Below are 23,090 nucleotides of genomic sequence, written 5' to 3'. Positions count from 1 at the left end.
CCGCGTGGAGATCTATCTCCCCATCGCCGAGCTGTCGATGAACGTGTTCCTGCTGCTGGGCCTCGGCGCCGCGGCGGGGCTTCTGTCGGGCATGTTCGGCGTCGGTGGCGGCTTCCTTGCCACGCCGCTGCTGATCTTCGTCGGCATCCCGCCGGCGGTCGCGGTCGCCAGCCAGGCCAACCAGGTGGTGGCCAACTCGATCTCCTCGCTGCAGGTGCAGTGGCGGCGCGGCAACGTCGACCTGCGTATGGGGCTGGTGCTGCTGGCGGGCGGCATGCTCGGCTCGTCGGCCGGCGTCTGGCTGTTCACCTACCTGAAGCGCATCGGCCAGATCGATTTCGTCATTGCGGTGCTCTACGTCGTGATGCTGTCGACGATCGGCCTGCTGATGATGTTCGAGAGTCTCAGCACCTATTTCAAGCGCCGACGCAATCCCGACGCGCCGCGTGGCAAGCTCCATACCCACTATCTCGTGCACCGGCTGCCCCTGAAGCTGCGCTTCTACAAGTCGAAGCTCTACATCAGCGCCCTTCTGCCGATCGGGCTGGGATTCATCATCGGTGTCCTGTCGGCGATCCTGGGCGTCGGTGGCGGCTTCGTCCTGGTGCCGGCGATGATCTACCTGCTCGGCATGCCGACCGCGGTGGTGATCGGCACGTCGAACTTCCAGATCCTGTTCGTGGCGGCCAACGTCACCTTCCTGCAGGCGGCGACCAACGGCACTGTCGACGTCGTGCTGGCGCTGCTGCTGATCCTGGGCGGCGTCGTCGGCGCACCGATCGGTGCGCGGCTCGCCGCGAAGCTGCCGGGTGTGGCGCTGCGTGCGCTCATGTCGCTCCTGATCCTGCTCGTGGCCGCCGAACTCCTGACCGAACTGTTGCGCACCCCCAGCTCGCTTTATTCGCTGGGCACCCGCGAGGTGCTGCCGTGAGGTCGTCGGGTCTGCTGGCCTGCCTTGCGATCCTCGTCGGCGCGACCGGCGCCCTGGCGCAGGGCCCACGCCTGGAGCCGGCGCCGGGAGCCTTGCCGGCGCCGACCATCGGCGGGCCGCCCGACGCTACCGTGCCGCCGTCCGTACCGGACCAGCCGACGACGCCCGACCTGATCATGGACCTCTCGCTCGCCCGCGTGTCGATCACCTCGGCCTTCCAGGGCGAGAGCATCCTGCTGTTCGGTATGTTCGACCCGCCCGGCGAGATCGTCGTGGTCGTGGCCGGGCCGCCGGCGCGCGAGACGGTGATGCGCAAGCAGCGGTTCCTGGGGATCTGGCTCAATACCGGACGGCAGGCGTTCGACGATGTGCCGGCCTACTATGCTATCGCAGCCAGCCAGCCGCTGCAGCGCCTGCTGGCCCGTGGCGCCGGTGGCGAGATCCTGTCGCTCGAGGACCGGTTGTCCAGCCTGAAGCCGGCGACGCCCCGCGACGCCGCGGAGCTGGCGCGCTTCCGCGCCGGGCTCGTCGAGGTGAAGCGGCGCGAGGGTCTCTACCCGGCGGCCATCGGCCAGGTGACGGTGCAGGCCGGCCGGCTGTTTCGCGTCGACCTGCCCTTCCCGTCGCGGCTGCCGGAAGGCGTGTACGATATCCGGGTCTATCTGTTGCGGGAGGGTAAGATCGTTGCGGCCGTGTCGCGGCCGCTGCCGGTCGGCAAGGTGGGCTTCAGTGCCCAGCTCGCGGGCTGGTCGGCGCATGAGGGAGCCCTGTACGGGGTAGGCGCCATCCTGATGGCGCTGCTGGTCGGCTGGCTGGGCGGCGCCGTCATGCGGCGTCTCTAGAAGATCGAAGGGAGAGGGCCATGAACGAGCAGCTCAAGACCGGCGAACGCGTCTTCCTGGTCGTCGTCGACGAGAGTCCGGAGATGCGGAATGCCCTGCGGTATGCCTGCCGCCGCGCCAAGCGCACCGGGGGCCGGGTGGCGATGCTGTACGTCATGGATCCGCCCGAGGGGCAGCAATGGGGATCGGTGATCGAGCTGATGCGCGAGGAAGCGCGCCAGCAGGCGGAGACCGTCGTGGCCCGACACGCCGATGTGGCGGTCTCGATGACCGGCCAGCCCCCCTCGATCTACATCCGCGAAGGCAAGAGCCGTGACGAACTCGCGAAGCTCCTCAGCGAGGATCGTTCGATCTCGGTCCTGGTGCTTGGCAGTGCCTCGGGCAGCGAGGGGCCGGGGCCGTTGGTGACCGCCTTCACAGGCAAGTCCGGAGGGCAGCTTCGGATCCCTTTGACCATCGTCCCGGGCGCCCTCACCGAGGCGGAGATCGACGCAATATCATGAGCCGTGCGCATGGTTTGTCGTTTGTAGTGCGGCGATCCGCGCATAAATCTTCTTTGTGTACAATTGAAGCATAAAGGTTGCATTGGGAATTTCGCATTCTATCATCATGATAAATATAGATAATATTTGATTATTCCATAATATTTATACAGTGCGGCTCAAGAATCGTCTTGATCGACTTGCCCCCGGTTCCTACGTCCAAAGTCATCGAGTGGGGATGGAGACGTCCTGATCCCCAGCCTGAGCGATGCCGAAGGGTTCGCCCCCGAAGCATTCGAACCGGAGGTAGGTTTGTTTATCCAGACCGAGCAGACGCCCAATCCGTCGACTCTCAAGTTTCTTCCTGGCCGAGTGGTCATGGAGAAGGGAACAGCGGATTTCGCCAACGTCGAGGCCGCCACGCCGTCACCGCTTGCCAAGAGGCTGTTCGCGGTTGAAGGCGTCGAGCGCGTGTTCTTCGGCTCCGACTTCGTGACCGTCACCAAGACGGCCGACCGGGACTGGCAGATCATGAAACCGTCGATCCTCGGCGGCATCATGGAACATTACACGTCCGGCGATCCCGTGATTGCCGACCAGGACGCGGCGGCTTCCGTCGCGGCGGACGACGACGAGGTCGTTGCCCAGATCAAGGAACTCCTCGACACCCGCGTCCGGCCCGCCGTGGCCCAGGACGGCGGCGATATCGTCTTTCACGACTTCCGCGATGGCATCGTCTACCTGCACATGCAGGGTTCGTGCTCGGGCTGCCCGAGTTCGACGGCCACGCTGAAGATGGGAATCGAGAATCTTCTGAAGCACTACGTGCCGGAAGTCGTTGAAGTCCAAGCGGCCCAGTAGGCCGCTTCAGCTCAAGCGTTCGCGTTGAGATGGCGTTCGCGGGCCCCGCAGGGCCCGCGCGGCAGGCCGTTCGTGCGCGCAAAACAATGAAGAGTGTGGCATGCAGTTGACGTTACGGCCCGCGATCGAGCGTGGGCGCAATTATGCTTTTCCCGCCGCCTGGGCGGCCGTGCTGGCAACGGGTGTAGTCCTCTACAAGCCTCTGCCGTCGGTGGACGCGGCGCCTTATCTTTCCTTCGGTGTCGGGAGCGCCGAGGCTCGTGAAGTCGATCAGGCCAGTCTCTTCGTCCTAGAAGCCGAACCCGCCGCGCTCACCTTCGTGCGCCACGAGTGGAGCGAGCCCGACGATGTGGCGCATCGGTCGACGCGCGATTCGTCCGGCGGTCACGGTCGCTTCGCGGCGCCGGGCAACGCCGTTCGCCGCCAGGTACAGGTGCGCGCGATCAGTCCACGCACGGCCGACGAGCTCGCCGGCTTCTTCCGCGACGTTTCCTATACGCTGACCGACATCCGCCAGGGCGAGGCCGTGCCCCCGTACAAGGTCGACCGTGTGCCGGCCGATCTCGGCAGCAAGGACGGCAACGAGCGAAAGATGCTGTTCATCACGGCGCTGCTGCCTGTGATCCTCGAGGTCAACCAGCGCGTCCTCGGCGATCGCGAACAGCTTCTCTACCTGCGTGACAAGCTCTATTCGACGCCGCAGATGCTGACGGCGATCGAGCGCATCTGGCTCGACGATCTCGCCGACCGCTACGACACGACACCCGACAAGATCGACGAGCTCATCCGGAGGGTCGACATCGTCCCGCCCTCGATGGCGATCGCCCAGGGCGGCGTCGAGTCGGGTTGGGGCACATCGTTCGCGGCGCGCACGGGCAACGCCCTGTACGGCCAGATCCAGGCCGTCGGCCGTCACAACGTCTCGGCGCCGTGGAAGCCGGGTGCCGGCATGCCGCAGCCCTTCACCGACGTGGGCGAGGCGACCGACGCCTATGTCGCCAACCTGAACACCCATCCCGCCTATGCCGGCTTCCGCAACGAGCGGGCGGCGATGCGCGAGCGCGGCGAGGATCCCGACGGCTTCCGCCTGATCGGCTCGCTGTTGCGCTATTCCGAGCGCGGCCAGGGTTACGTGCAGTTCGTCCGCCAGATCATGCGCGAGAACGATCTGCGCGATTTCGACAAGGCCAAGCTCTCCGGATTCTGAGGGAGCCTGACGCTACATCATCGGTCACATCATGGGACGGGGCAGGTCGGCATCGGCGACCAGCGGGTAGCGCCGCGCGTCGAACAGCTGATAGTGCCACCATTCATTGCGGTAGAAGTCCCAGCCCGCCGACGTCATCAGGCCCATGAGCAGCAGGCGATTGCGTTGCGCCCCGACGGAAATGTCGGTGCGTCCATGATGGGACAGCGGCGTGAAGGCATCGAACGCGGTGCCCATGTCGAGTTCGTTACCGTCGGCGTCGAGCAGACTGAGGTCGACGGCCACGCCGCGCGAGTGGGGCGAGCCGCGACGGGGATCGGCGATGAACTCGGGGTCGGGATTGACGTTCCAAAGCGCCCACTGCGCTTCGACGGGCCGCAGCGCGTCGAAGATGCGCAGACGGTATCCAAGCGGCCGGGCCAGCGCGATCGCCGCGGCAAGTTTGTCGGCCGCTTCGCGATGCAGCCAGCATTCGGCGTTCCGATACACCGGCCGCCCCGTTAGATTTGCCTCGGTCGCATAAGCCAGCGTCACGTCGACGTCGAAATCGGGCGGAGCGATAGGAACAATGTCGAGCTTCATGACACCACAATGCCCAGCCGTTCCCGCCGGCGCCAGTGTCCGCCGCGGTGACGCCACGTGAGCACTGTCCTGGCTTTCGATTGCGCCGTGAGCGGACAGGGTGTTGCCGTCGTTCGCGACGGCGTTTGCCTGGTGAGTCTGTTCGAGGAGGGACGCGACCAGGCGGCGCGGCTCCTCCCGGCGATCGCTGCTGCGCTGGAGCAGGCCGGCGTGGCGCGAACCGGGCTCGACCTGATTGCCGTCACGACCGGTCCTGGCAGTTTCACCGGCGTGCGCGTGGGGTTGTCTGCCGCGCGCGGCCTCGCGGTCGGACTTGGCCTTCCCCTGGCTGGTCTTCCCACGACGACGGTGTTGCGCGCCCAGGCGCCGGCGACGGAACGGCTGGTGGTCGCGGCCGTCGACACGAAGCTCGGCGACTGGTTCGCCGCCATCGGCGACGATCCTGCACCCTTCGCAGCGACGGCCGCAGACCTCGCGGCGCGCCTCGCCGGACATGAATGCCTGATCGTCGGAAAGGACGTGGCGCCGCTCGGCGCGTCGTTGCGGGCCGCCGGCGTCGATGCCGTCGCGCAAGACGGGCAGCCCCATCCCGCCGTGCTCGGCCGCCTTGCCCTCATGGACGGCGTTGAGGCCTGGCGAGGGCGAAATCGCGCCGATGGCCTGCCGCGACCACTTTACCTGCGCGGGGTCAACATCACCCTGCCGGACGGCGCCCGCCGCACGGTCGAGTGACCGGGCGAGCCGATGAACGCCGGTTTCGTCCTCAATCCCTTGCGCGCGGTCGACCTCGACCGGGCGTCGCGTCTCCACCGCGAGGCGTTCCTGGCCATGGGCGAGCCCGGCTGGACGCGGCAGGACATTGCGGGCCTGCTGGCGTCGCCGGGTGTCGCGGCCTTCCTGCTGACGGAGAGCAACGTCGACGTCGGCATGGCCATCTGTCGGACGGCTGCCGACGAGGCCGAGCTTCTCGCGATCGCCGTCGATCCCGCCCATCGCCGCCGTGGGGCTGCCCGGCTGCTCCTCGGCGCCGTGATCGACCGGGTGCGGGGCGATGGTGCGCGGACACTTTTCCTTGAGGTCGGCGCGGATAATCCCGGCGCCCTGAAGCTCTACAACTCGTTGGGCTTCGAGACCGTCGGACGGCGGACTGCCTACTATATGCGCGGGGACGGGCCGGCGGCCGACGCCTTCGTCATGCGTCTCGATTTTACCTGATCAGAGGCGGCGAATGGTGACGATGTGGATATCCCCATCCACCTCGATGCCGAGGATGGCATGGCCCTCGTCCCTTGCGGCACGCGGGACGTTGCGCAGCGGCTCCTCGCCGCGCAGGCGCACGGCAAGAATTTCCCCGGGCTGCATGCGCTCGAGCCGGAGCTTCGTCCGTACGAAGGTCATGGGGCAGACCTCGCCGGTAATGTCGATGTCATGGTCGGCCTGTATGGACATGTCCAACTATACCCGGAACGCCTGCCAGTGTAGTGTAGGTGGGCATGCCAGACCGAAAGTCCAAACTCGAAGTCCTATGCGCAGAGCGCGGCCTCAAGATGACCGACCAGCGACGCGTGATCGCGCGTGTCCTGTCGGATGCGTCGGATCATCCCGACGTCGAGGCCGTGCATCGGCGCGCGACGGCGATCGATGCCAACATCTCCATCGCCACGGTGTACCGCACGGTGCGGCTGTTCGAGGAGGCGGGCATTCTCGCCAAGCACGATTTCGGCGACGGCCGGGCGCGCTACGAGGAGACGCCCGAGGAGCACCACGATCATCTGATCGACATCCAGAGTGGCAAGGTCGTGGAGTTCCACAACGACGAGATCGAGGAGCTCCAACGGAGGATCGCCGAGAAGGCCGGGTATCGGCTCGTCGGTCACCGCCTGGAACTCTATGGTGTTCCCCTGGATGGGAAATCCGAGCGCCAAAAATAAGTGGACGCGCCCCTCGCCAGCCCGATAATGGGGCCATGATCGGGGCGGCCCCCTTGCGGATTAATCATGCGCATCGACCGCGTTGATAGCGAAGCCGAGCTTCTTGGACCGCCCGTCTCCAATGCGGAGATCGTGAAGGTCGTTGCTGGCGATTTCGAAGTGCGCCTCGCGGAGACGGCGGCCGAGATCGAAGCTGCGCAGGCCCTGCGTTTCCGCGTTTTCTATGAAGAAATGGCGGCGCAGGCCTCGCCCGAAATGAAGGCGATCGGCCGCGACTTCGATCCATTCGACGAGGTCTGCGATCACCTGCTGGTGCTCGACCGCCGCCGCGGCGAAGGACCTGAAGGAATCGTCGGCACCTATCGCCTGATCCGCCGGCCCGCGGCGGCGAAGATGGGCCGGTTCTATTCGTCGGCCGAATACGACATCCAGAAGATGATCGACTATCCGGGCGAAGTGCTGGAGCTTGGCCGCTCCTGCATCGCGCGCGACGCACGCAATACCGCGACCATGCAGATGCTGTGGCGGGGCATCGCGCTCTACGCTTACCATTACAACATCCAGGTGATGTTCGGCTGCGCCAGCATTCCGGGCATAGATCCGACGCAGCACGCCCAGGCGCTGTCCTATCTCTATCACCACCATCTCGCGCCGCCCGAGATCCGCGTGCGCGCGCTGCCGAGCCGCTACGTGAAGATGGATATGCTCGAGCCCGGCAGCTACGACCCGCGCAAGGCGATGGCGCGCGTCCCGCCGCTGATCAAGGGCTACCTGCGACTGGGCGGCTTCGTCGGCGACGGCGCCGTCATCGATCACGAGTTCAACAGCACGGACGTCTTCATCATCGTGAAGACCGAGCTGGTGACGGAGAAGTACATCCGCCACTACGAACGCGGAATGCGTGAGTAGCGCGACGGACGTTCCTTTCGCTGTGACGTGGATCGGCTCTCCCCTGCGCGGCGCATTTCGGCTCCTGAGCTATCTGCTGCTCACGCTGGTGATGCTGCCGTTCCATCTGCTGGCGCTGGCGTTCCGCGTGACGCCCGTCATACGCTGGCTGCCGGTGATGTATCACCGCACGGTCTGCGTGATCCTCGGCATCAAGGTGAAGGTGAACGGCGAGCGCTCGACGGTGACGCCGACGCTCTTCGTCTGCAACCACGTCTCCTATCTCGACATCGAGGTGCTGGGCGGGCTCATCCCCGGCTGCTTCGTCGCGAAGGCCGAAGTGGCGACGTGGCCGTTCTTCAGCACCCTGGCCAAGGCCCAGCGCACTATCTTCGTCGAACGACGGTCCAACAAGACCAGCAGCAGTCGCGACGCGATGATGCAGCGGCTGAACACCGGCGACAATCTGATGCTGTTTCCCGAGGGAACCAGCAGCGACGGCACGCGCGTGCTGCCCTTCCGCAGTGCCCTGTTTGCCGTGGCGCAACTCCGGCGTGACGACCGGCCGATCGTCGTGCAGCCGGTGGCGATCTCCTACACCCGTCTCGATGGAATCCCGTTGGGCCGCTACTGGCGGCCGCTCTTTGCCTGGTTCGGCGATCTCGACCTGGTGCCGCATCTTTGGCAGATGGTCTGCCTCGGCGAGACGCAGGCGGTGGTGACGTTCTTCCCACCGATCGACATCGACCTCCTGGGCGACCGCAAGAAGCTGGCGGAGTATTGCCATCGCCAGGTGTCTTCTGGCGTGCAGGCGGCGAATTCAGGCCGGCCCGAACTGCTGCCGTCCCTGGCCGAGCCGGTGGCCCTCGACCCTGCCGGTCGGCGATGATAGAACCCCGCCGTTCCAGCACCGGAGACCGATGAAGGACGTCCGCACCGACGGGCAGCCCAAGCGCGTGTTCATCCGCACCTATGGCTGCCAGATGAATGTCTACGATTCCGACCGCATGGCCGACGTCCTGCGGCCGCTGGGCTATGCTCTGGCAGATGCGCCCGAGCAGGCCGATCTGGTCGTGCTGAACACCTGCCACATCCGCGAGCATGCCTCGGAAAAGGTCTATTCCGAGCTTGGCCGCCTGCGCGCCGCGAAGACCGAGCGCCGGGCGGAGGGGCGCGACCTGACCATCGCCGTCGCCGGCTGTGTGGCCCAGGCCGAGGGCGAGGAGATCATCCGTCGCCAGCCCGCCGTCGACATCGTCGTGGGCTCTCAGGCCTATCACCGGCTGCCCGAACTGCTGGCGCAGGTGGCGCGCAAGGCGGCTAGCGGCGATGCCGGCCGGCGGCAGCCGGGCGCCGGCGTTCTCGACACGGAGTTTCCGCCCGAGAGCAAGTTCGATCACCTGCCGTCGCCGCAGGGGATCCGCGCGGGTTCGGCGTTCGTTTCCATCCAGGAAGGCTGCGACAAGTTCTGCACCTTCTGCGTCGTGCCCTATACGCGCGGCATGGAATATTCGCGGCCCGCTGCCGCGGTGCTCGCCGAAGCGCGGCAGCTCATCGAAGCGGGCGCGCTGGAGCTCACGCTGCTCGGCCAGAACGTCAACGCCTATCACGGCGAGGGCCCGGACGGCTCGGCCTGGTCGCTCGCGCGTCTGCTGCGGGCGATCGGCGAGATCCCAGGCCTGGCGCGCCTGCGCTACACCACCTCCCATCCGCGCGACATGGACGACGAGCTGATTGCGGCGCATGGCGACGTCCCGCAACTCATGCCTTACCTGCACTTGCCGGTGCAGTCGGGATCGGACCGCATCCTCGAGGCGATGAACCGCCGCCACGATCGCGATCTCTATCTCCGCATCGTCGACCGTCTGCGCCACGCCCGTGCCGACCTCGCGTTGTCGTCCGACTTCATCGTCGGCTTTCCGGGTGAAAGCGATGCCGATTTCGACGACACGATGCGCCTGATCGAACAGGTGGGTTTCGCCTCGGCCTACGCCTTCCGGTACAGCCGGCGGCCGGGCACGCCCGGCGCGGCACTGGCCGACCAGGTGCCGGAGAACGTGAAGGTGGCGCGTCTCGCGGCGCTGCAGGCGCTGGTCGGTCATCAGGCGCGCCGGTTCAACGAGTCGAAGGCCGGCACCACCGTGCCGGTATTGTTCGCTGAGCCCGGCCGCAAGCCTGGCCAGATCATGGGCAAGACGCCGTGGCTGCAGTCGGTTTACGCTCAGGGCAATCCGCGCCTGTTTGGTCATGTCGTCGACGTTCGCCTGATCGAGGGCTATGCCAACAGTCTCCTGGGCGAAATCGTCGTTGGTCCCTGCGAGGCGGCCGCGTGAGCGACCCGGTCGCCGGCATGCGCGCTGCCGACGTTCGGCGCATGACATTCGACGACAATGCGCTGCTGGCCGTGCTCTACGGCAATCACGACCGCAACCTGGTGCGCATCGAACAGCTTGCGAACGTGCAGCTGGCCGCGCGCGGCAACCAGCTCGCCATCTCCGGCACGCCCGACGATGCCGTGATCGCGCAGAAGGCGATCTCCGGCCTCTACGAGCGGCTGAAGCGTGGCCTCTCCATCGAAGGCGCCGACATCGACGCGGCCGTCCGCTTTGCCAGGAGCGGCGCGGAAGGCGGCGACGCCGAAAGCATCCGCACGCGCAAGCGCACTATCCAGGCGCGCACGCCCGGCCAGCGCGGCTATCTGGCGGCGCTCCGCGAGCGCGACATGGTGTTCGCGCTCGGGCCCGCCGGCAGCGGCAAGACCTATCTCGCGGTCGCCATGGGCGTCTCGCTGCTCCTCGCGGGCAAGGTCGAGCGTATCGTGCTGTCGCGTCCGGCGGTCGAGGCCGGCGAGCGGCTGGGCTTCCTGCCCGGCGACATGAAGGAGAAGATCGATCCCTACCTGCGGCCGCTCTACGACGCGCTGCACGACATGATTCCGGCCGAGCAGATCGCGCATCGCATGGAGTCCGGCGAGATCGAGATCGCACCGCTCGCCTTCATGCGTGGCCGCACGCTGGCGCATTGCTACGTCATCCTCGACGAGGCGCAGAACACGACGCCCATGCAGATGCGCATGTTCCTGACCCGTCTCGGCGAAGGCTCGCGTATGGTCATCACCGGCGACCCGAGCCAGACCGACCTGCCGAACAATCAGAAGTCCGGCCTGAACGACGCCGTGGAGACGCTGTCGAACGTCGAGGGCGTACGCTTTGTACGGCTCACCTCCCAGGACGTGGTGCGGCACGATCTCGTGACCCGCATCGTCGATGCCTATGACGCCCGCGACAAGAAGGCCAAGGGCTAAGCCGTCGCTTCGTTGCACGGTCATCGTGCTGGACGAAGGCTGGATCAAGGCCTTGCCCGATGCCGAACGACTGGCGAAGCGTGCAGCACGGGCGGCGTTTGCCGGCGCGCGTCGCGGCGGTCGCCGCTCGCTCAACGTCGCGCTGGAGAGCGACAAGGGCGTGCGTGTGCTCAATGCACGCGACCGTAAGAAGGACAAGCCCACCAACGTCCTGTCCTATCCTTCCGGCGAGCGCGATTTCCTGGGCGACATGGTGCTGGCGCGCCAGACCGTGGGACGCGAGGCGCGCGAGCAGCGAAAGTCGATGGCGGACCATTTCACGCATCTCGTCGTGCACGGCACGTTGCATCTGCTGGGCTACGACCACGAGACGGGCGAGGCCGATGCCGAGCGCATGGAAGCACTCGAGCGCCGCGTGCTGGCCAAGCTCGGGATCGCCGATCCCTATGCTTAGCGTTAGAGCATCTCAAGCGGCTGCTTCGTCTTCGGTGGCGGGAAGGTGCGGTCGAGCTCGGCCAGGATCTTCGGAGGCAGCTCGACCTGGAGCGCCGCGAAGTTTTCCTTCACGCGCTCGCGGTTCGATGATTTCGGAATCGTGACGACGCCCGGCTGGGCGAACAGCCAGGCAAGCGCCAGTTGCGCCGGCGTGCAGCCGACTTCGTCTGCCAGCTTCTTGAGCGGCGCCTTGCGCAGCAGCGCCCCCTGGTCGAGCGGCGAATAGGCCATCAGCGGGATGGAGTGCTTGCGCATCCACGGCAGCAGGTCGAATTCGGGACCGCGGCGCGACAGGCAGTAGAGGACCTGGTTGGTGCCGGTGAGGCCCTTGTCGAGCTTGGCGGCATCCCGCATGTCGTCGAGATCGAAATTGCTCACGCCGAAATCGCCGATCTTTCCGGCGCTCTTCAGTTTGTGGAACGCCTCGAACGTCTCTTCCAGGCGGGCGCCGCCGCGCCAGTGCAGCAGATAGAGGTCGATGCGCTCGAGACGCATGCGCTTCAGGCTGCGCTCGCAGGCCGCGATGGTGCCCGCCCGGGAGGCATTGTGCGGGTAGACCTTGCTCACGATGAAGGGCCGGGTGCCGCGACCCGCCAGCGCATCGCCCACGATCTCCTCGGCACCGCCTTCACCGTACATTTCGGCTGTGTCGATCATGGGATAGCCGAGGTCGAGGCCGTATTTCAGGGCATCGAGCTCCTCGGGCCGGCGGCGCGCATTCTCGCCCATACGCCAGGTGCCGAGGCCGAGAGCCGGCATTTCCGCTCCGGAAGGCAGCTTGCAGGAACGCATCAGGAACTTCCATGGATTGCAACGCGGGGCCGATAGCCTATCTTACCAGCCATGCCTGACTCCACAGCGCACAGTACCAGGCCGGGCGTCAGCCCGGCTTCGTCGACTGAGCCTCTGACGATCCCGGCCCTGTCGCCGGCCACGCCTGACGTCCCTTCGAGCGGCGGGCTGCTGCGCGCCATCCTGCGGCGGTTGCGCCGACGGGAGAAGAACGAAGCGGTTCGCGAAGCCATCGAGGAGCTGATCGAGGAGACGCCCGAGAGCGACACGCCGATCAGCGAGGACCAGCGGGTCCTTCTCGCCAACATCCTGAAGCTGCGCGACAAGACCGTCGCGGACGTCATGGTGCCCCGGGTCGACATCGTGGGCATCGCCGCCGACACGCCGCTCGACGAGGTCGTCCGACTGATCCAGGCCGAGGCCCATTCGCGCTATCCGATCTATCGCGAGTCGCTCGACGACGTGATCGGGATGATCCACATCAAGGACGTGCTGGCCTACTGGGGCACGTCGAAGAAGTTCAATCTTCGCGACATTCTGCGGCGCGTCGTGTTCGTGGCGCCGACGTTGCCGGTGCTCGACATGCTGCTCGACATGCGCCGCTCGCGCACGCACATGGCGCTGGTGGTCGACGAGTTCGGCGGCACCGACGGACTCCTCACCATCGAGGATCTCGTCGAGGAGATCGTGGGCGAGATCGAGGACGAGCACGACGTCGCCCAGACGCCGACGGTGGCACGTCGCGTCGACGGCACGATCGACGTCAACGGCCGAACGCCGATCGAGCTGCTCGAGGAGGAGATCGGCAAGGTCCTGTCGGAAGACGAGCGACGCGAAATCGACACGGTGGGCGGACTGATCTTCTCGCTGCTCGGCCGCATTCCCGAACGCGGCGAGGTGGTTCGTCATCCGTCGGGCGTGGAGTTCGAAATTCTCGATGTCGATCCAAGGCGCATCCGCCGCCTGCGTGTTCGGCCGCCGACAACGGCGCCGGCCGCCTGACCATCGAATGACGCGATGACCCTCAAAGGCTGGCGGGCCGCGGGCGCCGCCTTCGTGGCCGGTGCGCTCGCTGCGCTGGCGATGCCGCCCCTTCAGTGGCTGCCGCTTGCCGTCCTGGGCATCGTGGCCTTCGTCTGGCTGTGGGACACCGCGCCGGGGCCCAGGAGCGCCCTGTTGCGCGGATGGGCCTGGGGCACCGGCCATTTCGCCGTCGGCTCCTACTGGATCGTGGAAGCTTTCTTCGTGCCGCCGGCGGACTATGCACCGCTCGGTCCGCCCATCGTCGTCGGACTCGCCGCCCTCCTGGGATTCTTTCCGGCGATGGCCGCGGGCGCCGCGAAATGGGCGGCCTCGCGCTGGCCCTCGACGGGTGGCCGCTATTGCCGCCTGCTGCTGCTGGCCATCGCATGGACGATCGCGGAATGGCTGCGCGGGCACGTCTTCACGGGCTACCCGTGGAATCCGCTGGCGCATGTCTGGGCCTTCGCGACGCCGCTGCTTCAGGGCGCGGCGCTGTTCGGCATCTACGGTCTTGGCCTGCTGACCTTTATGATCCTGGCGGCCCCGGCCGCGGGTTGGCGCGCGTCGGTCCTGGCGCTCGTCGTTGCGGGCGCAGCGGGCTTTGCGGGGCAGGCCGCAATGGCGCCGGTCGATACGGCGGGAGAGGGGCCGTTGGTGCGCATCGTCCAGCCCAACACGCCGCAGGCGGAGAAATGGCGCCCGGAGAATCGCGCCGCGCAGGTCGCCAGGCTCGTGGAGATGAGCCGCCGCGACGGCTTCGACCGCCTGGCGGCCGTGATCTGGCCCGAAACGGCGCCGCCGTTCATCGTCGAGCCGGGGTCGCCGGCGCTCGACGTGATGGCGAAGGCCGTACCACCTGGCGGTTACCTTCTCACCGGCGCGGCGCGCGGTACGCGCAATCGCGAAGACGGGGTCTGGAACTCTCTGCTGGTGATCGACGGAGAGGGCGGGATCGTCGCCACCTACGACAAGGTCCATCTCGTCCCCTTGGGTGAATACATCCCTTTCCACAAGCAGCTCGCGCCGGTCTCAGGCTTCATCGGACGCGGCTCGTTCGAAGTGGGTGAGTCGCGCGTCACGCTCGATCTGCCGCGCCTGCCCTCCTTCTCTCCGATCATCTGTTACGAGGTGATCTTTCCGGCAGCCGTGACCGGCCCTGGGGCGCGGCCGCGCTGGCTTCTCAACGTGACCAACGATGCCTGGTTCGGCCTCTCGAGTGGCCCCTACCAGCATTTGGCCAGCGCGCGCTTGCGGGCCGTGGAGGAAGGCCTGCCGATGCTCCGTGCCGCCAACACGGGAGTCTCGGCCGTGATCGATGCCTACGGTCGCGTGCTGGCCGCTCTCGACATGCAACAGGACGGCGTCATCGATCATCGAATTCCCGCGGCGCGGCCGCCGACGCCGTATGGCCGCTGGGGCGATGGCACCCTGGTCCTCCTTCTGACGGCCGCGCTGGGACTGCTGCTTGCGTCGTCTCGCTTGCACCCAGTGAAAAAATAGGAGTTTCAACGCGTTAGCCGTCAAAGTCCGGCTTGCATTCCGGTGGGGACACGCCTAGTAATATGCAGCTTGCGCGTGTAGATATGCATTTTTGCACATCTTGGCTTGGCGGCATCCGGTGCGCACCACTCGGCCATCAATTCGGCCGGATCGGCGGCTACCGGATTTGGGACTTGGAAAGGAGAAGGGGAATCCATGGCGAGATCGCATCCCGTTGACGTTCACGTCGGAGCGCGCATGCGCCAGCGGCGTACTCTCCTCGGCATGAGCCAGGAGAAGCTTGGGACGGCGGTCGGCCTTACCTTCCAGCAAATCCAGAAGTACGAGCGGGGCTCCAACCGGATCGGTTCCAGCCGCCTGTTCGAATTCGCCAAGGTCCTCGACGTTCCCGTGTCCTACTTTTTCGACGAGATGCCCTCGAATGCCCTGTCGGGCCGGCCGATGTCCGGACGTGGCAAGAAGGGTGGATTTGGAGAAGCCGGCACGCCGTTCGAACAGGAGAAGGATCCGCTGATCAAGAGGGAAACCCTCGAGCTGGTCAGAGCCTACTACAAGATCAGCGAGAGCAAGGTGCGCAAGCGCATTTTCGAGATGGTGAAGGCCGTGGGTGCGGCCAGCCACGCCGAGACGGTCGGGACCCGCAAAGGGGCCAGGGCCCGGGACTAGGAACGCTGGATTCGCCCAGCGATCCTCTTGATTTTTGCCGGTTTTTGGCGTTTCTAGCGAACTGCGGCTCCGATGGTCGGGGCCGCCGCGGACGGATTTGGACGACTTGCCACCGCGCAAACAAAGGCTAAGCCGGCCGTTGGCGGCATCACCGCCCTGCCCGGAGTCCAGTGCACTTTGGGAGGGATCGTTGGCGCTCAAGGATTACATTTTTACCAGTGAGTCGGTTTCGGAAGGCCATCCGGACAAGGTCGCCGATCAGATCTCCGACGCGATCCTCGATGCTTTCATCGCCAACGACGTCAAGCTCGGCCATGCCGACGACAGCCACGCCAACACCCGCCTCGGCTGCGAGACGCTGGTCACCACCAACAAGATCGTGATTGCCGGTGAAGGCCGCGCATCCGAGCCGTTCATGAAGAAGTACGGCAAGAACACCGTCGTCAATCGCGAGGCGATCGGCGAGATCGCGCGCAATGTGGTGCGCGACATCGGCTACGATCAGGACGGGTTCTCCTTCCACGGCGCCGACGTCGAGGTCCTGCTGCATGGCCAGTCGCCCGACATTGCGATGGGGGTCGACGCCAAGAAGAAGGGCGGCAATCTCGGCGAGCAGGAAGGCGCGGGCGACCAGGGCCTGATGTTCGGCTTCGCCTGCCGCGACAGCGAGGAATACGAGAAGGGCTCGTTCATGCCCGCTCCGATCTTCTTCTCGCACAAGATCCTCGAAGTGCTGAGCAAGGCCCGCCGCTCGGGCGAGCTCGGCGACCTGCAGCCCGACGCCAAGAGCCAGGTCACGGTGCGTTACGTCGACGGCAAGGCCGTCGGCGCCACCAAGGTCGTGGTCTCCACGCAGCATCGCGAGGCCACTGCCAAGGGCAAGAAGTACAATTCGGGCATGATCCGCGAGATGATCGCCGGTCACGTCGAGAAGTCGCTGCCCAAGGGCTGGATGCCCAAGAAGGCGTCCGACTTCTTCGTCAACCCGACCGGCAACTTCGTCGTCGGCGGTCCCGACGGCGACTGCGGTCTCACCGGCCGCAAGATCATCGTCGACACCTACGGCGGCTACGCGCCGCACGGCGGCGGCGCCTTCTCCGGCAAGGACCCGACCAAGGTCGACCGTTCGGCCGCCTATGCCGCGCGCTACCTGGCCAAGAACGTGGTGGCCGCCGGTCTCGCCGACCGCTGCCTGATCCAGGTCGCCTACGCAATCGGCGTCGCCGATCCGATGTCGCTCTATGTGAACACCGAAGGCACCGGCAAGGTCGATGAGCGCAAGCTCGAGAAGGTCCTGTCGGAATTGTTTCCGCTGCGCCCGACCAACATCCGCCGCTCGCTGCAGCTCACCAAGCCGATCTACCAGCGCACGGCGGCCTACGGCCATTTCGGCCGCAAGCCCGAGAAGGATGGCGGCTTCTCCTGGGAGCGCACCGACCTCGTGACGGAGCTGAAGCGCGCTTTCGGCGCCCGTTAGACCCTTCGACAATCCCAAGAAACAGGGCGTGCGACGCGAGTCGCGCGCCCTTTGCTTTAGGAAATACTCCTAGATCGTTGAATCAAGGGGTATTTCTGGTACCCTCAGAACATGGCTCCCCTCGAGAACGGAAGCTTCCAGCCGTCCGTATGGGACGAAGCGGGCCGCTACCGCGTCGATTCCCTGATGAGGGCCCTGCTCTACATCGCCCAGCAGGTGGGCAGGCCCGTCAGCGAAGCCGATATCCGGCGCCTCACCGCGGTTCCTGCGGCGGGCCTCGACGAAGCCGCCTTCCTGACCGCGGCCGTGCGGCTCGGCCTCGAAAGCGAGGCGGTCGATCTCGCGTCCCGTTCGCTCGGCGAGCTGCCGCTTCCGTTCGCTCTCCTTGCGGCCGACGGGCGCGTGCATGTCGTCGTCTCGGGCCGCGCAAACGACTGGACGATGCTCGATGTCGTCGAGGGCCGAGTCTGGCAGGCGACGGCGAAGGAAGTCGGCGCGCTCGGCGAGCGCGCGCTGTTGCTGCGTCCGCCGCTCGGACCGGTTCCGTCCGCGCAATGGTATGCGCCGTTGTGGGCGCGCGTGCGCCCGGTCCTGTTCAAGCTCGCCGCCGCTTCGTTCGCCATCAACCTGCTCGGGCTTCTCACGCCGCTCTTCATGATGCTGGTCGTCAATACCGTGATCGGACGCCATCCGCCCGACGGCCTCTCGTCGGTGATGATGGCGCTGTGTGGGGGCATGCTCGCAGCCTATGCCGCCGATTTCGGCCTGCGCGTCGCGCGCGGCTGGCTGTCGGCCAGGACCGGCGCGCGCCTCGACGTACTGATGAGCGCCGAGGTGCTGCATCACCTGATGGCCTTGCCCTACCGGCATTTCGAGCGCACGCCGTCGGGCGTCATCGCCGAACGGCTGCGCCAGCTGGACGTGCTGCGCAGCTTCTTCACCGGCCAGATGCCGGTGCTGGCCATCGACCTGCTGTTCGTCGTGCTCTTCCTGATCGCCACCTTCGCGATCAGCACGACCCTCGGCGCAGTCACGGCTCTCGCCATCCCGGTGCTGATCGGCGTGTCGCTTGCCGGCCATCGCGCGCAGCGGCGGCTGGCCGACGAGAATTTCCAGGCCCAGGCCGCCAAGAGCTCGACTCTCACCGAGGCCGTGGCCAATGCCGCCACGATCAAGGCGCTCGGGCTCGAGGCCGAGGTCGAGAAGCGCTGGCAGGCGCGGGTCGAACAGTCGGCCCGCACCAGCCAGCGTGCCAACAATCTCGTCAACATCGCCGCGAGCGGCTCGGGCACGCTGCAACTCGTGGCGTCGCTCGTCATCGTGATGATCGGTGTGGCCGAGATCGCCGATCATCGCCTGACGATCGGCGCCCTCATCGCCGCCAACATGCTGGCGGCGCGGGCGCTGCAGCCGATGCGCCAGCTCGCGGGCGCCTGGCATCAGCTCCAGGCCGTGAGTGCCGCCTTCAAGCGCATCGACGAGCTGATGCGGGAAGCGCCCGAAGCGTCGCCGGGCGAATTCGCGCCGGTGCCGGCGTTGTCCGGCGAGATCGCGCTCGAGCGCGTCACCTTCCGTGTTCACGATCGCGGTCCGCCGGTCCTGCGCGAGGCGGATCTCACGATCGGCCCAGGAGAGATCATCGGCGTCGTGGGACCTTCCGGATCGGGCAAGACCACCATCGCCAACCTGGTGCAGGGGCTCGTGAGCCCGAGCGACGGCCGTGTCCTGGTCGACGGTACCGACATCGCTCATATCTCGCCCGCCCAGCTCCGGGCGCAGATCGGTGCCGTGCCGCAGGACGTCCAGCTCTTCACCGGCTCGGTGCGCGAGAACATCGCGATGGGCGTGATCGACAAGGATCCGGGCCGGGTGGTCGCCGTCGCGAAGTTCGTCGGCGCGCACGATTTCATCCAGCGGCTGCCGCAGGGCTACAACACCGTGCTCGGCGAGCGCGGGCAGGGACTGTCGACGGGCCAGCGCCAGCTCCTCTGCATCGCCCGCGCGCTGATCCGCAATCCGCGCATCCTGATACTCGACGAGGCGACCAGCGCGCTGGATCCCGCCACCGAGGAGCAGCTCCTGCGCCAGCTCAAGGCCAATACGCGCGGGCGGACCGTCATCATGATCACCCATCGGCTGGCCCCGCTTGCCATTGCCGATCGCGTGGCGCTGGTGATGGACGGCAGGGTGGAGCGCATCGGGCCGCCGACCGAGGTGATGGCCTATGCCCGCATCCGCATGGCCGAGGCCAGTCGGGGAGCCGCACGCACGATGCCCGGCTGAGCCTCAGACGAAATCGATGAACTCGGGATCTTCGAGGCGCGCCAGGCGCTCCGAGGCGAGACGCGCGCAGTCGATGAGCAGCGCCTTGCGTCGCGCCGCTGCGACGGGCCGGCGCGGCGGATGGCGCAGGATTTCGGCCCCATAGGCGTCGGCGACGATCAAGCCGGCTTCCTCGGCAATCAGCGACTGCGGGAAATCGACCGGCACGGCGAAGTAAAGCAGGTCGCACCAGGCGAGATAGTCGGGCCATTTCTGGTCGACGCGCCAATCCTCGATGGACGATTTCACCTCGACGATCGTGAGTTCACCGCTGCCGGCGATCGCCATGATGTCGGCGCGCCGCCCGTCGGGCAGCGGCAGCTCCCGCAGGACGGAGCGGCCCGACTGGCGCATCAGACGGCAGGCGCCACGACAGACCGCGAGGGTGATGTCAGGGCGCGTCTGGCGCGCAGCGCTCTGCGGTGTATCCATCGGCGTTCACGTCAGCGTCGCACCGGCACGAGGCGCGGCGGGCCCTCGTCGCGCGGCAGCTCGTAGGTTGGCTTGAACGCCTGGGCCAGGGCCTCGCCGCGCTTGCGGTCGCGCTCGACCACCTTGTCGCCTGCCTTCTCGCGGACGGCGCGGGCTTCCGGATGCCCGCCGCGTTCGGCGAGGTATAGCCACTTGAAGGCTTCGACGGGATCGGTTGCTCCGGCGGTGCCGGTCAGCAGCATGACGCCGAGCGCCTGCTGCGCCTCGGTCAATCCCTGCTGGGCGGCGCGCGCGTACCAAAGTTGGGCCTGTGCCGGATCGCGTGGCACGCCCGAGCCCGCGAGATAGGCATTGGCCAGCTTGAACTGGCCCGACGGCACGCCGGCATTGGCCGCGGCCTGGTACCAGGCGAGAGCCGATTGCAGGATTTTCTCGTTGGCCGCCTTGTCGCGCGTCGCTGGCGTGCGGACCGCCATGTCGCCCAACGCCAGCGCCGCTTCGGGCACGCCGTTCTGCTGCGCCTGGACCAGCCAGCGCTGCGCGGCGGGAAGATCCTGCTTGACGCCCGATCCTTCGGCCAGCGCCATGCCGTAACGCAGGGCCGCGAGCATGTGGCCCTTCTCGGCGGCCCGGCGGTAGAGGTCGGCGGCCCGCGTCGGATCGGCCGATGCCGGCGGCGCGCTTTCCGACATGGCTCGCCCCAGCGCATAGGTCGCGTAGGCATCGCCGTCGGCAGCCGCCTGCTCCAGCCAGGCGCGAGCCTGGATCAGATCGCGCTGGACGCCTTGGCCGCGGAAATGGAGCGTGCCGAGGTTGAGTTGGGCTCGGCGGTGGCCCTGTGCCGCGGCCTTCTCAAAGAGTTCTACGGCACGGGCCGGATTGCGCGGGAGGCCGGCGTCGCCGTTGATGAAGACGAGAGCCAGACGATGCTGGCCTTCGGCCGACCCGGCGTCGGCGGCGCGCTGGATCAGCTTGAGGCCCTCGGCCTTGGCGCCGCGGTCGAGCAGGACGGCGCCCAGCCAGGCATCGGCATCGGCGCTGGGCGAGCCGAGGGCGCGCAACGCCCGCTCGGCAGTGGCCGCATCACCCTGTCGGTAGGCAACGACGGCGGGACGCAGCGGCGTCGCGACATCCGAGGCGTCGGACGGCTGCTGGGCCTGCGCGATGGCGCTGGCGGCGATCAGGGCCGCGGCGAGCGCCGATCGCGCCGCGGTCATTTCGTCTTGAACGTATAGGCGAGCGCGGCCGCCTTGGCCTTCTCGGCTTCGTCGGCCGGCAGTTCGCGGGCCGCCTGCTCGAGCGCCAGATTGGCGTTGGGGACGTTCCAGCGGTCGGCGATCGCGCACCATTTGTAGGCTTCGAAGAGGCTCTTCGGCACACCTTTGCCCTCGGCATAGGCGCCGGCCAGCGGCACCATCGCCGGCAGATAGCCACGCTCGGAGGCGTCGAGCAGAAGCGGCGTCGCCTTGTTGATGTCGAACAGCTTCGATTCGGCATTTCCGTAGACGTAGAGGCCGAGCAGGAACTGGGCGCGCGGATCGCGTTCCTTGGCGAGGAGCTGCAGCTCCTTCTCGGCCGTCACGGGATCGCCTGCCTGCAGGGCCTTGACCGCTTCCTCCATGCCGGCGGCGGCGGGCTGGGCGGCGAGCAACAGGACGGCGCCGACGAGAGGCAGGGCGGCGCGGACGAAACGAACGAGATGCACGGAAGAAGCCTCCGGGAAGTACGACGGGTATTGGCGGAACGGCACTTCGTCTAGCATGGAATTGAGGCCGAAACACGAAGCCCGGAAGGCCTCGCGAACGCGGGAGGAACTGATGCTCGAACAACTTGCGAGCCTTGTGAATGGCGACCCCGCCCTGGTGCGGCGCGGCCGGCATCTGACGGCCGCCTTCCTGGTGGAGGCGTCCGCGGTCATGGCTGGTCCATGTGCTGCGGGGCCGGATCGAAAATGTCGAGGAAGGGCCCTTCGTCATGCCGTCCTGGCGCTTCGCCCTGCGCGCCGACGAAGCGAGCTGGCGGCGATTCTGGCAGCCACGGCCGGCGCCGGGTGACCATGACTTGCTTGCCCTGGTCCGCCGCGGGCTCCTGAAATTCGAAGGCGACCTCCAGCCGCTCATGGCAAACCTGCTTTACATCAAGGGCGTGCTCGAGGCGCCACGGGCGATGGCCCAGCCGAAGGGAACGGCACGATGACGGCGGGGCTCGAGCCGATCGTCGGCCGCTACCTGTCGCTCGACTTCGACGGCAGGCGCTATCGCGTCTACTTCGAGGAGGCAGGCGAGGGGATTCCGCTGATCTGCCTGCACACGGCGGGCGCCGACGGCCGGCAGTATCGAGGCGTGCTGAACGATGCCGAGGTCACCAGGCGTTTTCGTGTCATCGCCTTCGACATGCCCTGGCATGGCAAATCCTCGCCACCACAAGGATTCGAGCGCGAGGAATACCGGCTGACACGGGATTTCTACACCGGGTTCGTCGTGGCTTTCGCCGACGCCATGTCATTGCAGCGTCCGGTGGTGATGGGCTGTTCGATCGGCGGTCGCGTCGTCCTCAATCTCGCCGCCATCCATCCCGACCGCTTCCGTGCGCTGATCGGCCTGCAGGCGTCGGCCCATGTTGCGCCTTACTACGACACCGAGTGGCTGCATCATGCCGATGTTCACGGCGGCGAGGTGTGCGCCGGCATCGTTTCGGGGCTCGTTGGGCCCGATGCGCCGGACATCCACCGCTGGGAAACCCTCTGGCACTACATGCAGGGCGGTCCCGGCGTCTTCAGGGGCGACCTCCATTTCTACAAGGTCGATGGCGACCTTCGCCAGCGCATCGCTTCGATCGATGCCAGCCGTTGCCCGTTGTTCCTGTTGACCGGCGAATACGACTATTCGTGTTCGCCGGCCGAGACAGAGGAGGTTGCCGCCCTGGTGCCGGGGGCAAGGTACAAGATCATGCCGGGACTTGGGCACTTTCCGATGAGTGAAGATCCCGAGCGCTTTCTGGGACACCTCGGACCGGTTCTTTCGGATATTGAGGAACTGGCCAAAAGGGCTGGTTGATTGCAGCGAACTCAAGGGTTTCCGCGCATCGTTCGCAAGGGCGATGCTCGCAAATAGTGTGTTGGTACGGGGTTCAGGAGCTTCCGGGAATCTATCTGCGCGCTTCCTGCTTTCCCTTTCTTGATTATCTAAGATGTGAAGTATTCAGGAATTGTTGGCTTTTTGACGGGGGCTTCGAAAGGAGATATGCAATATTGCAACTAACCGGGTGTTGAACCCATGTTAGAGTGCCTACATCGAGATGCAGACAGCCCGCCGGCGGCCTCCCAAGTCGCTCAATCGAAGCCCCTTCCCACACA

At 66.6% G+C, this 23,090-nt stretch carries 26 protein-coding genes; 20 read left to right on the top strand and 6 right to left on the bottom strand.

Annotated elements, in window-relative coordinates; genetic code table 11:
• Window positions 1-4 precede the first annotated feature (4 nt).
• The 5 genes from EPO41_RS22510 (at window position 5) to EPO41_RS22490 (ending at window position 4,323) form a co-directional block, all read left to right on the top strand.
• Window positions 5-931 (top strand): sulfite exporter TauE/SafE family protein, encoded by a 927-nt coding sequence (locus EPO41_RS22510; RefSeq protein ID WP_296330035.1) that lies wholly within the window; start codon window positions 5-7, stop codon window positions 929-931.
• A complete protein-coding gene (locus EPO41_RS22505; protein ID WP_296330031.1) occupies window positions 928-1,773 on the top strand; it encodes a TIGR02186 family protein in 846 nt (281 codons plus the stop codon). Before EPO41_RS22510 ends, EPO41_RS22505 begins: the two co-directional genes overlap by 4 nt.
• A 20-nt stretch (window positions 1,774-1,793) precedes the next feature.
• Window positions 1,794-2,276 carry a universal stress protein gene (locus tag EPO41_RS22500; protein ID WP_296330028.1) on the top strand — a complete coding sequence of 161 codons (483 nt, stop codon included), beginning with the start codon at window positions 1,794-1,796 and terminating at the stop codon, window positions 2,274-2,276.
• Between the two features lie 291 nt (window positions 2,277-2,567).
• Window positions 2,568-3,116 carry a NifU family protein gene (locus tag EPO41_RS22495; protein WP_296330026.1) on the top strand — a complete coding sequence of 183 codons (549 nt, stop codon included), beginning with the start codon at window positions 2,568-2,570 and terminating at the stop codon, window positions 3,114-3,116.
• 100 nt (window positions 3,117-3,216) lie between these two features.
• Window positions 3,217-4,323, top strand: coding sequence for a glucosaminidase domain-containing protein (locus EPO41_RS22490; RefSeq protein ID WP_296330023.1), 1,107 nt, complete (start codon window positions 3,217-3,219; stop codon window positions 4,321-4,323).
• A 24-nt stretch (window positions 4,324-4,347) separates the two neighbouring features.
• Here EPO41_RS22490 and ddpX read toward each other — a convergent pair whose 3' ends face one another.
• Complete coding sequence (gene ddpX, locus EPO41_RS22485; protein WP_296330021.1) at window positions 4,348-4,905, bottom strand: D-alanyl-D-alanine dipeptidase; 558 nt, start codon at window positions 4,903-4,905, stop codon at window positions 4,348-4,350.
• 57 nt (window positions 4,906-4,962) lie between these two features.
• On the opposite strand from ddpX, the gene tsaB reads away from it, so the two are divergent.
• Together tsaB and EPO41_RS22475 are read left to right on the top strand one after the other, a co-directional pair.
• Entirely contained in the window at window positions 4,963-5,637 is a 675-nt protein-coding gene (gene tsaB / locus EPO41_RS22480; RefSeq protein ID WP_296330018.1) for a tRNA (adenosine(37)-N6)-threonylcarbamoyltransferase complex dimerization subunit type 1 TsaB, read from the top strand.
• Between the two features lie 12 nt (window positions 5,638-5,649).
• A complete protein-coding gene (locus tag EPO41_RS22475; RefSeq protein ID WP_296330016.1) occupies window positions 5,650-6,120 on the top strand; it encodes a GNAT family N-acetyltransferase in 471 nt (156 codons plus the stop codon).
• Here the strand turns inward: EPO41_RS22475 and EPO41_RS22470 are convergent, their stop codons facing one another.
• Complete coding sequence (locus EPO41_RS22470; protein ID WP_296330012.1) at window positions 6,121-6,354, bottom strand: sulfurtransferase TusA family protein; 234 nt, start codon at window positions 6,352-6,354, stop codon at window positions 6,121-6,123.
• Window positions 6,355-6,398: 44 nt separating this feature from the next.
• Here EPO41_RS22470 and EPO41_RS22465 point away from each other — a divergent pair, with 44 nt between their 5' ends.
• The 6 genes from EPO41_RS22465 (at window position 6,399) to ybeY (ending at window position 11,482) form a co-directional block, all read left to right on the top strand.
• A complete protein-coding gene (locus EPO41_RS22465) occupies window positions 6,399-6,836 on the top strand; it encodes a Fur family transcriptional regulator (RefSeq protein ID WP_296330009.1) in 438 nt (145 codons plus the stop codon).
• A gap of 66 nt (window positions 6,837-6,902) precedes the next feature.
• Window positions 6,903-7,745: a GNAT family N-acyltransferase gene (locus EPO41_RS22460; protein ID WP_296330006.1), complete on the top strand. Its 843-nt coding sequence runs from the start codon at window positions 6,903-6,905 to the stop codon at window positions 7,743-7,745.
• Entirely contained in the window at window positions 7,738-8,613 is an 876-nt protein-coding gene (locus EPO41_RS22455; RefSeq protein ID WP_296330003.1) for a lysophospholipid acyltransferase family protein, read from the top strand. The genes EPO41_RS22460 and EPO41_RS22455 overlap by 8 nt, the downstream gene beginning before the upstream one ends.
• 31 nt (window positions 8,614-8,644) lie before the next feature.
• Window positions 8,645-10,057, top strand: coding sequence for a tRNA (N6-isopentenyl adenosine(37)-C2)-methylthiotransferase MiaB (miaB, locus tag EPO41_RS22450; protein WP_296329998.1), 1,413 nt, complete (start codon window positions 8,645-8,647; stop codon window positions 10,055-10,057).
• A 17-nt stretch (window positions 10,058-10,074) separates the two neighbouring features.
• Window positions 10,075-11,028, top strand: a complete 954-nt coding sequence (locus EPO41_RS22445; protein ID WP_296330436.1) for a PhoH family protein — start codon at window positions 10,075-10,077, stop codon at window positions 11,026-11,028.
• A gap of 25 nt (window positions 11,029-11,053) precedes the next feature.
• Window positions 11,054-11,482, top strand: coding sequence for an rRNA maturation RNase YbeY (gene ybeY, locus EPO41_RS22440; RefSeq protein WP_296329994.1), 429 nt, complete (start codon window positions 11,054-11,056; stop codon window positions 11,480-11,482).
• Between the two features lie 2 nt (window positions 11,483-11,484).
• Here ybeY and EPO41_RS22435 read toward each other — a convergent pair whose 3' ends face one another.
• Window positions 11,485-12,315, bottom strand: coding sequence for an aldo/keto reductase (locus tag EPO41_RS22435; protein WP_296329992.1), 831 nt, complete (start codon window positions 12,313-12,315; stop codon window positions 11,485-11,487).
• 51 nt (window positions 12,316-12,366) lie between these two features.
• Here EPO41_RS22435 and EPO41_RS22430 point away from each other — a divergent pair, with 51 nt between their 5' ends.
• The 5 genes from EPO41_RS22430 to EPO41_RS22410 all read left to right on the top strand — a co-directional run bounded on the left by EPO41_RS22430 (window position 12,367) and on the right by EPO41_RS22410 (window position 19,264).
• Entirely contained in the window at window positions 12,367-13,317 is a 951-nt protein-coding gene (locus EPO41_RS22430) for a hemolysin family protein (protein WP_296329989.1), read from the top strand.
• A 15-nt stretch (window positions 13,318-13,332) separates the two neighbouring features.
• Window positions 13,333-14,838 (top strand): apolipoprotein N-acyltransferase, encoded by a 1,506-nt coding sequence (lnt, locus tag EPO41_RS22425; protein WP_296329986.1) that lies wholly within the window; start codon window positions 13,333-13,335, stop codon window positions 14,836-14,838.
• 195 nt (window positions 14,839-15,033) lie between these two features.
• Complete coding sequence (locus tag EPO41_RS22420) at window positions 15,034-15,504, top strand: helix-turn-helix transcriptional regulator (RefSeq protein WP_296329983.1); 471 nt, start codon at window positions 15,034-15,036, stop codon at window positions 15,502-15,504.
• A gap of 190 nt (window positions 15,505-15,694) precedes the next feature.
• Window positions 15,695-16,981 (top strand): methionine adenosyltransferase, encoded by a 1,287-nt coding sequence (metK, locus tag EPO41_RS22415; RefSeq protein WP_296329980.1) that lies wholly within the window; start codon window positions 15,695-15,697, stop codon window positions 16,979-16,981.
• A gap of 111 nt (window positions 16,982-17,092) precedes the next feature.
• Window positions 17,093-19,264, top strand: coding sequence for a peptidase domain-containing ABC transporter (locus EPO41_RS22410; protein ID WP_296329977.1), 2,172 nt, complete (start codon window positions 17,093-17,095; stop codon window positions 19,262-19,264).
• A 3-nt stretch (window positions 19,265-19,267) separates the two neighbouring features.
• Here the strand turns inward: EPO41_RS22410 and EPO41_RS22405 are convergent, their stop codons facing one another.
• From EPO41_RS22405 to EPO41_RS22395, 3 genes are read right to left on the bottom strand one after another with little or no spacing between them, the layout of a single operon-like run.
• The gene (locus EPO41_RS22405) at window positions 19,268-19,735 is read right to left on the bottom strand and encodes an MmcB family DNA repair protein (RefSeq protein WP_296329974.1); all 468 of its coding nucleotides are present in this window, start codon (window positions 19,733-19,735) and stop codon (window positions 19,268-19,270) included.
• Window positions 19,736-19,746: 11 nt separating this feature from the next.
• Window positions 19,747-20,952: an SEL1-like repeat protein gene (locus EPO41_RS22400; protein WP_296329970.1), complete on the bottom strand. Its 1,206-nt coding sequence runs from the start codon at window positions 20,950-20,952 to the stop codon at window positions 19,747-19,749.
• On the bottom strand, window positions 20,949-21,440 hold the full coding sequence (locus tag EPO41_RS22395) for a hypothetical protein (protein WP_296329968.1): 492 nt from the start codon (window positions 21,438-21,440) through the stop codon (window positions 20,949-20,951). The genes EPO41_RS22400 and EPO41_RS22395 overlap by 4 nt, the downstream gene beginning before the upstream one ends.
• Window positions 21,441-21,709: 269 nt before the next feature.
• Between EPO41_RS22395 and EPO41_RS22390 the strand changes: the two genes are divergently transcribed.
• Window positions 21,710-21,931, top strand: a complete 222-nt coding sequence (locus tag EPO41_RS22390) for a hypothetical protein (RefSeq protein ID WP_296329963.1) — start codon at window positions 21,710-21,712, stop codon at window positions 21,929-21,931.
• Entirely contained in the window at window positions 21,928-22,791 is an 864-nt protein-coding gene (locus EPO41_RS22385; protein ID WP_296329960.1) for an alpha/beta hydrolase, read from the top strand. The genes EPO41_RS22390 and EPO41_RS22385 overlap by 4 nt, the downstream gene beginning before the upstream one ends.
• The last annotated feature ends 299 nt before the right edge of the window (window positions 22,792-23,090 follow it).

It is taken from the genome of Reyranella sp. (assembly GCF_004297265.1).
Lineage (GTDB): Bacteria > Pseudomonadota > Alphaproteobacteria > Reyranellales > Reyranellaceae > Reyranella.
The sequence above is the reverse complement of the archived record's forward strand: the minus strand, read 5'-3'. Positions and strand labels throughout refer to the sequence as shown.

Excerpts from the sequence above, each read along its gene's own strand:
- EPO41_RS22500 (WP_296330028.1), top strand. The coding sequence starts at position 1,794 with ATGAACGAGCAGCTCAAGACCGGCGAACGCGTCTTCCTGGTCGTCGTC.
- EPO41_RS22490 (WP_296330023.1), top strand. The coding sequence starts at position 3,217 with ATGCAGTTGACGTTACGGCCCGCGATCGAGCGTGGGCGCAATTATGCT.
- ddpX (WP_296330021.1), bottom strand. The coding sequence starts at position 4,905 with ATGAAGCTCGACATTGTTCCTATCGCTCCGCCCGATTTCGACGTCGAC.
- EPO41_RS22475 (WP_296330016.1), top strand. The coding sequence starts at position 5,650 with ATGAACGCCGGTTTCGTCCTCAATCCCTTGCGCGCGGTCGACCTCGAC.
- EPO41_RS22470 (WP_296330012.1), bottom strand. The coding sequence starts at position 6,354 with ATGTCCATACAGGCCGACCATGACATCGACATTACCGGCGAGGTCTGC.
- EPO41_RS22465 (WP_296330009.1), top strand. The coding sequence starts at position 6,399 with ATGCCAGACCGAAAGTCCAAACTCGAAGTCCTATGCGCAGAGCGCGGC.
- EPO41_RS22460 (WP_296330006.1), top strand. The coding sequence starts at position 6,903 with ATGCGCATCGACCGCGTTGATAGCGAAGCCGAGCTTCTTGGACCGCCC.
- miaB (WP_296329998.1), top strand. The coding sequence starts at position 8,645 with ATGAAGGACGTCCGCACCGACGGGCAGCCCAAGCGCGTGTTCATCCGC.
- EPO41_RS22445 (WP_296330436.1), top strand. The coding sequence starts at position 10,075 with ATGCGCGCTGCCGACGTTCGGCGCATGACATTCGACGACAATGCGCTG.
- EPO41_RS22435 (WP_296329992.1), bottom strand. The coding sequence starts at position 12,315 with ATGCGTTCCTGCAAGCTGCCTTCCGGAGCGGAAATGCCGGCTCTCGGC.
- EPO41_RS22430 (WP_296329989.1), top strand. The coding sequence starts at position 12,367 with ATGCCTGACTCCACAGCGCACAGTACCAGGCCGGGCGTCAGCCCGGCT.
- lnt (WP_296329986.1), top strand. The coding sequence starts at position 13,333 with ATGACCCTCAAAGGCTGGCGGGCCGCGGGCGCCGCCTTCGTGGCCGGT.
- EPO41_RS22420 (WP_296329983.1), top strand. The coding sequence starts at position 15,034 with ATGGCGAGATCGCATCCCGTTGACGTTCACGTCGGAGCGCGCATGCGC.
- EPO41_RS22410 (WP_296329977.1), top strand. The coding sequence starts at position 17,093 with ATGGCTCCCCTCGAGAACGGAAGCTTCCAGCCGTCCGTATGGGACGAA.
- EPO41_RS22405 (WP_296329974.1), bottom strand. The coding sequence starts at position 19,735 with ATGGATACACCGCAGAGCGCTGCGCGCCAGACGCGCCCTGACATCACC.
- EPO41_RS22400 (WP_296329970.1), bottom strand. The coding sequence starts at position 20,952 with ATGACCGCGGCGCGATCGGCGCTCGCCGCGGCCCTGATCGCCGCCAGC.
- EPO41_RS22390 (WP_296329963.1), top strand. The coding sequence starts at position 21,710 with ATGCCGTCCTGGCGCTTCGCCCTGCGCGCCGACGAAGCGAGCTGGCGG.
- EPO41_RS22385 (WP_296329960.1), top strand. The coding sequence starts at position 21,928 with ATGACGGCGGGGCTCGAGCCGATCGTCGGCCGCTACCTGTCGCTCGAC.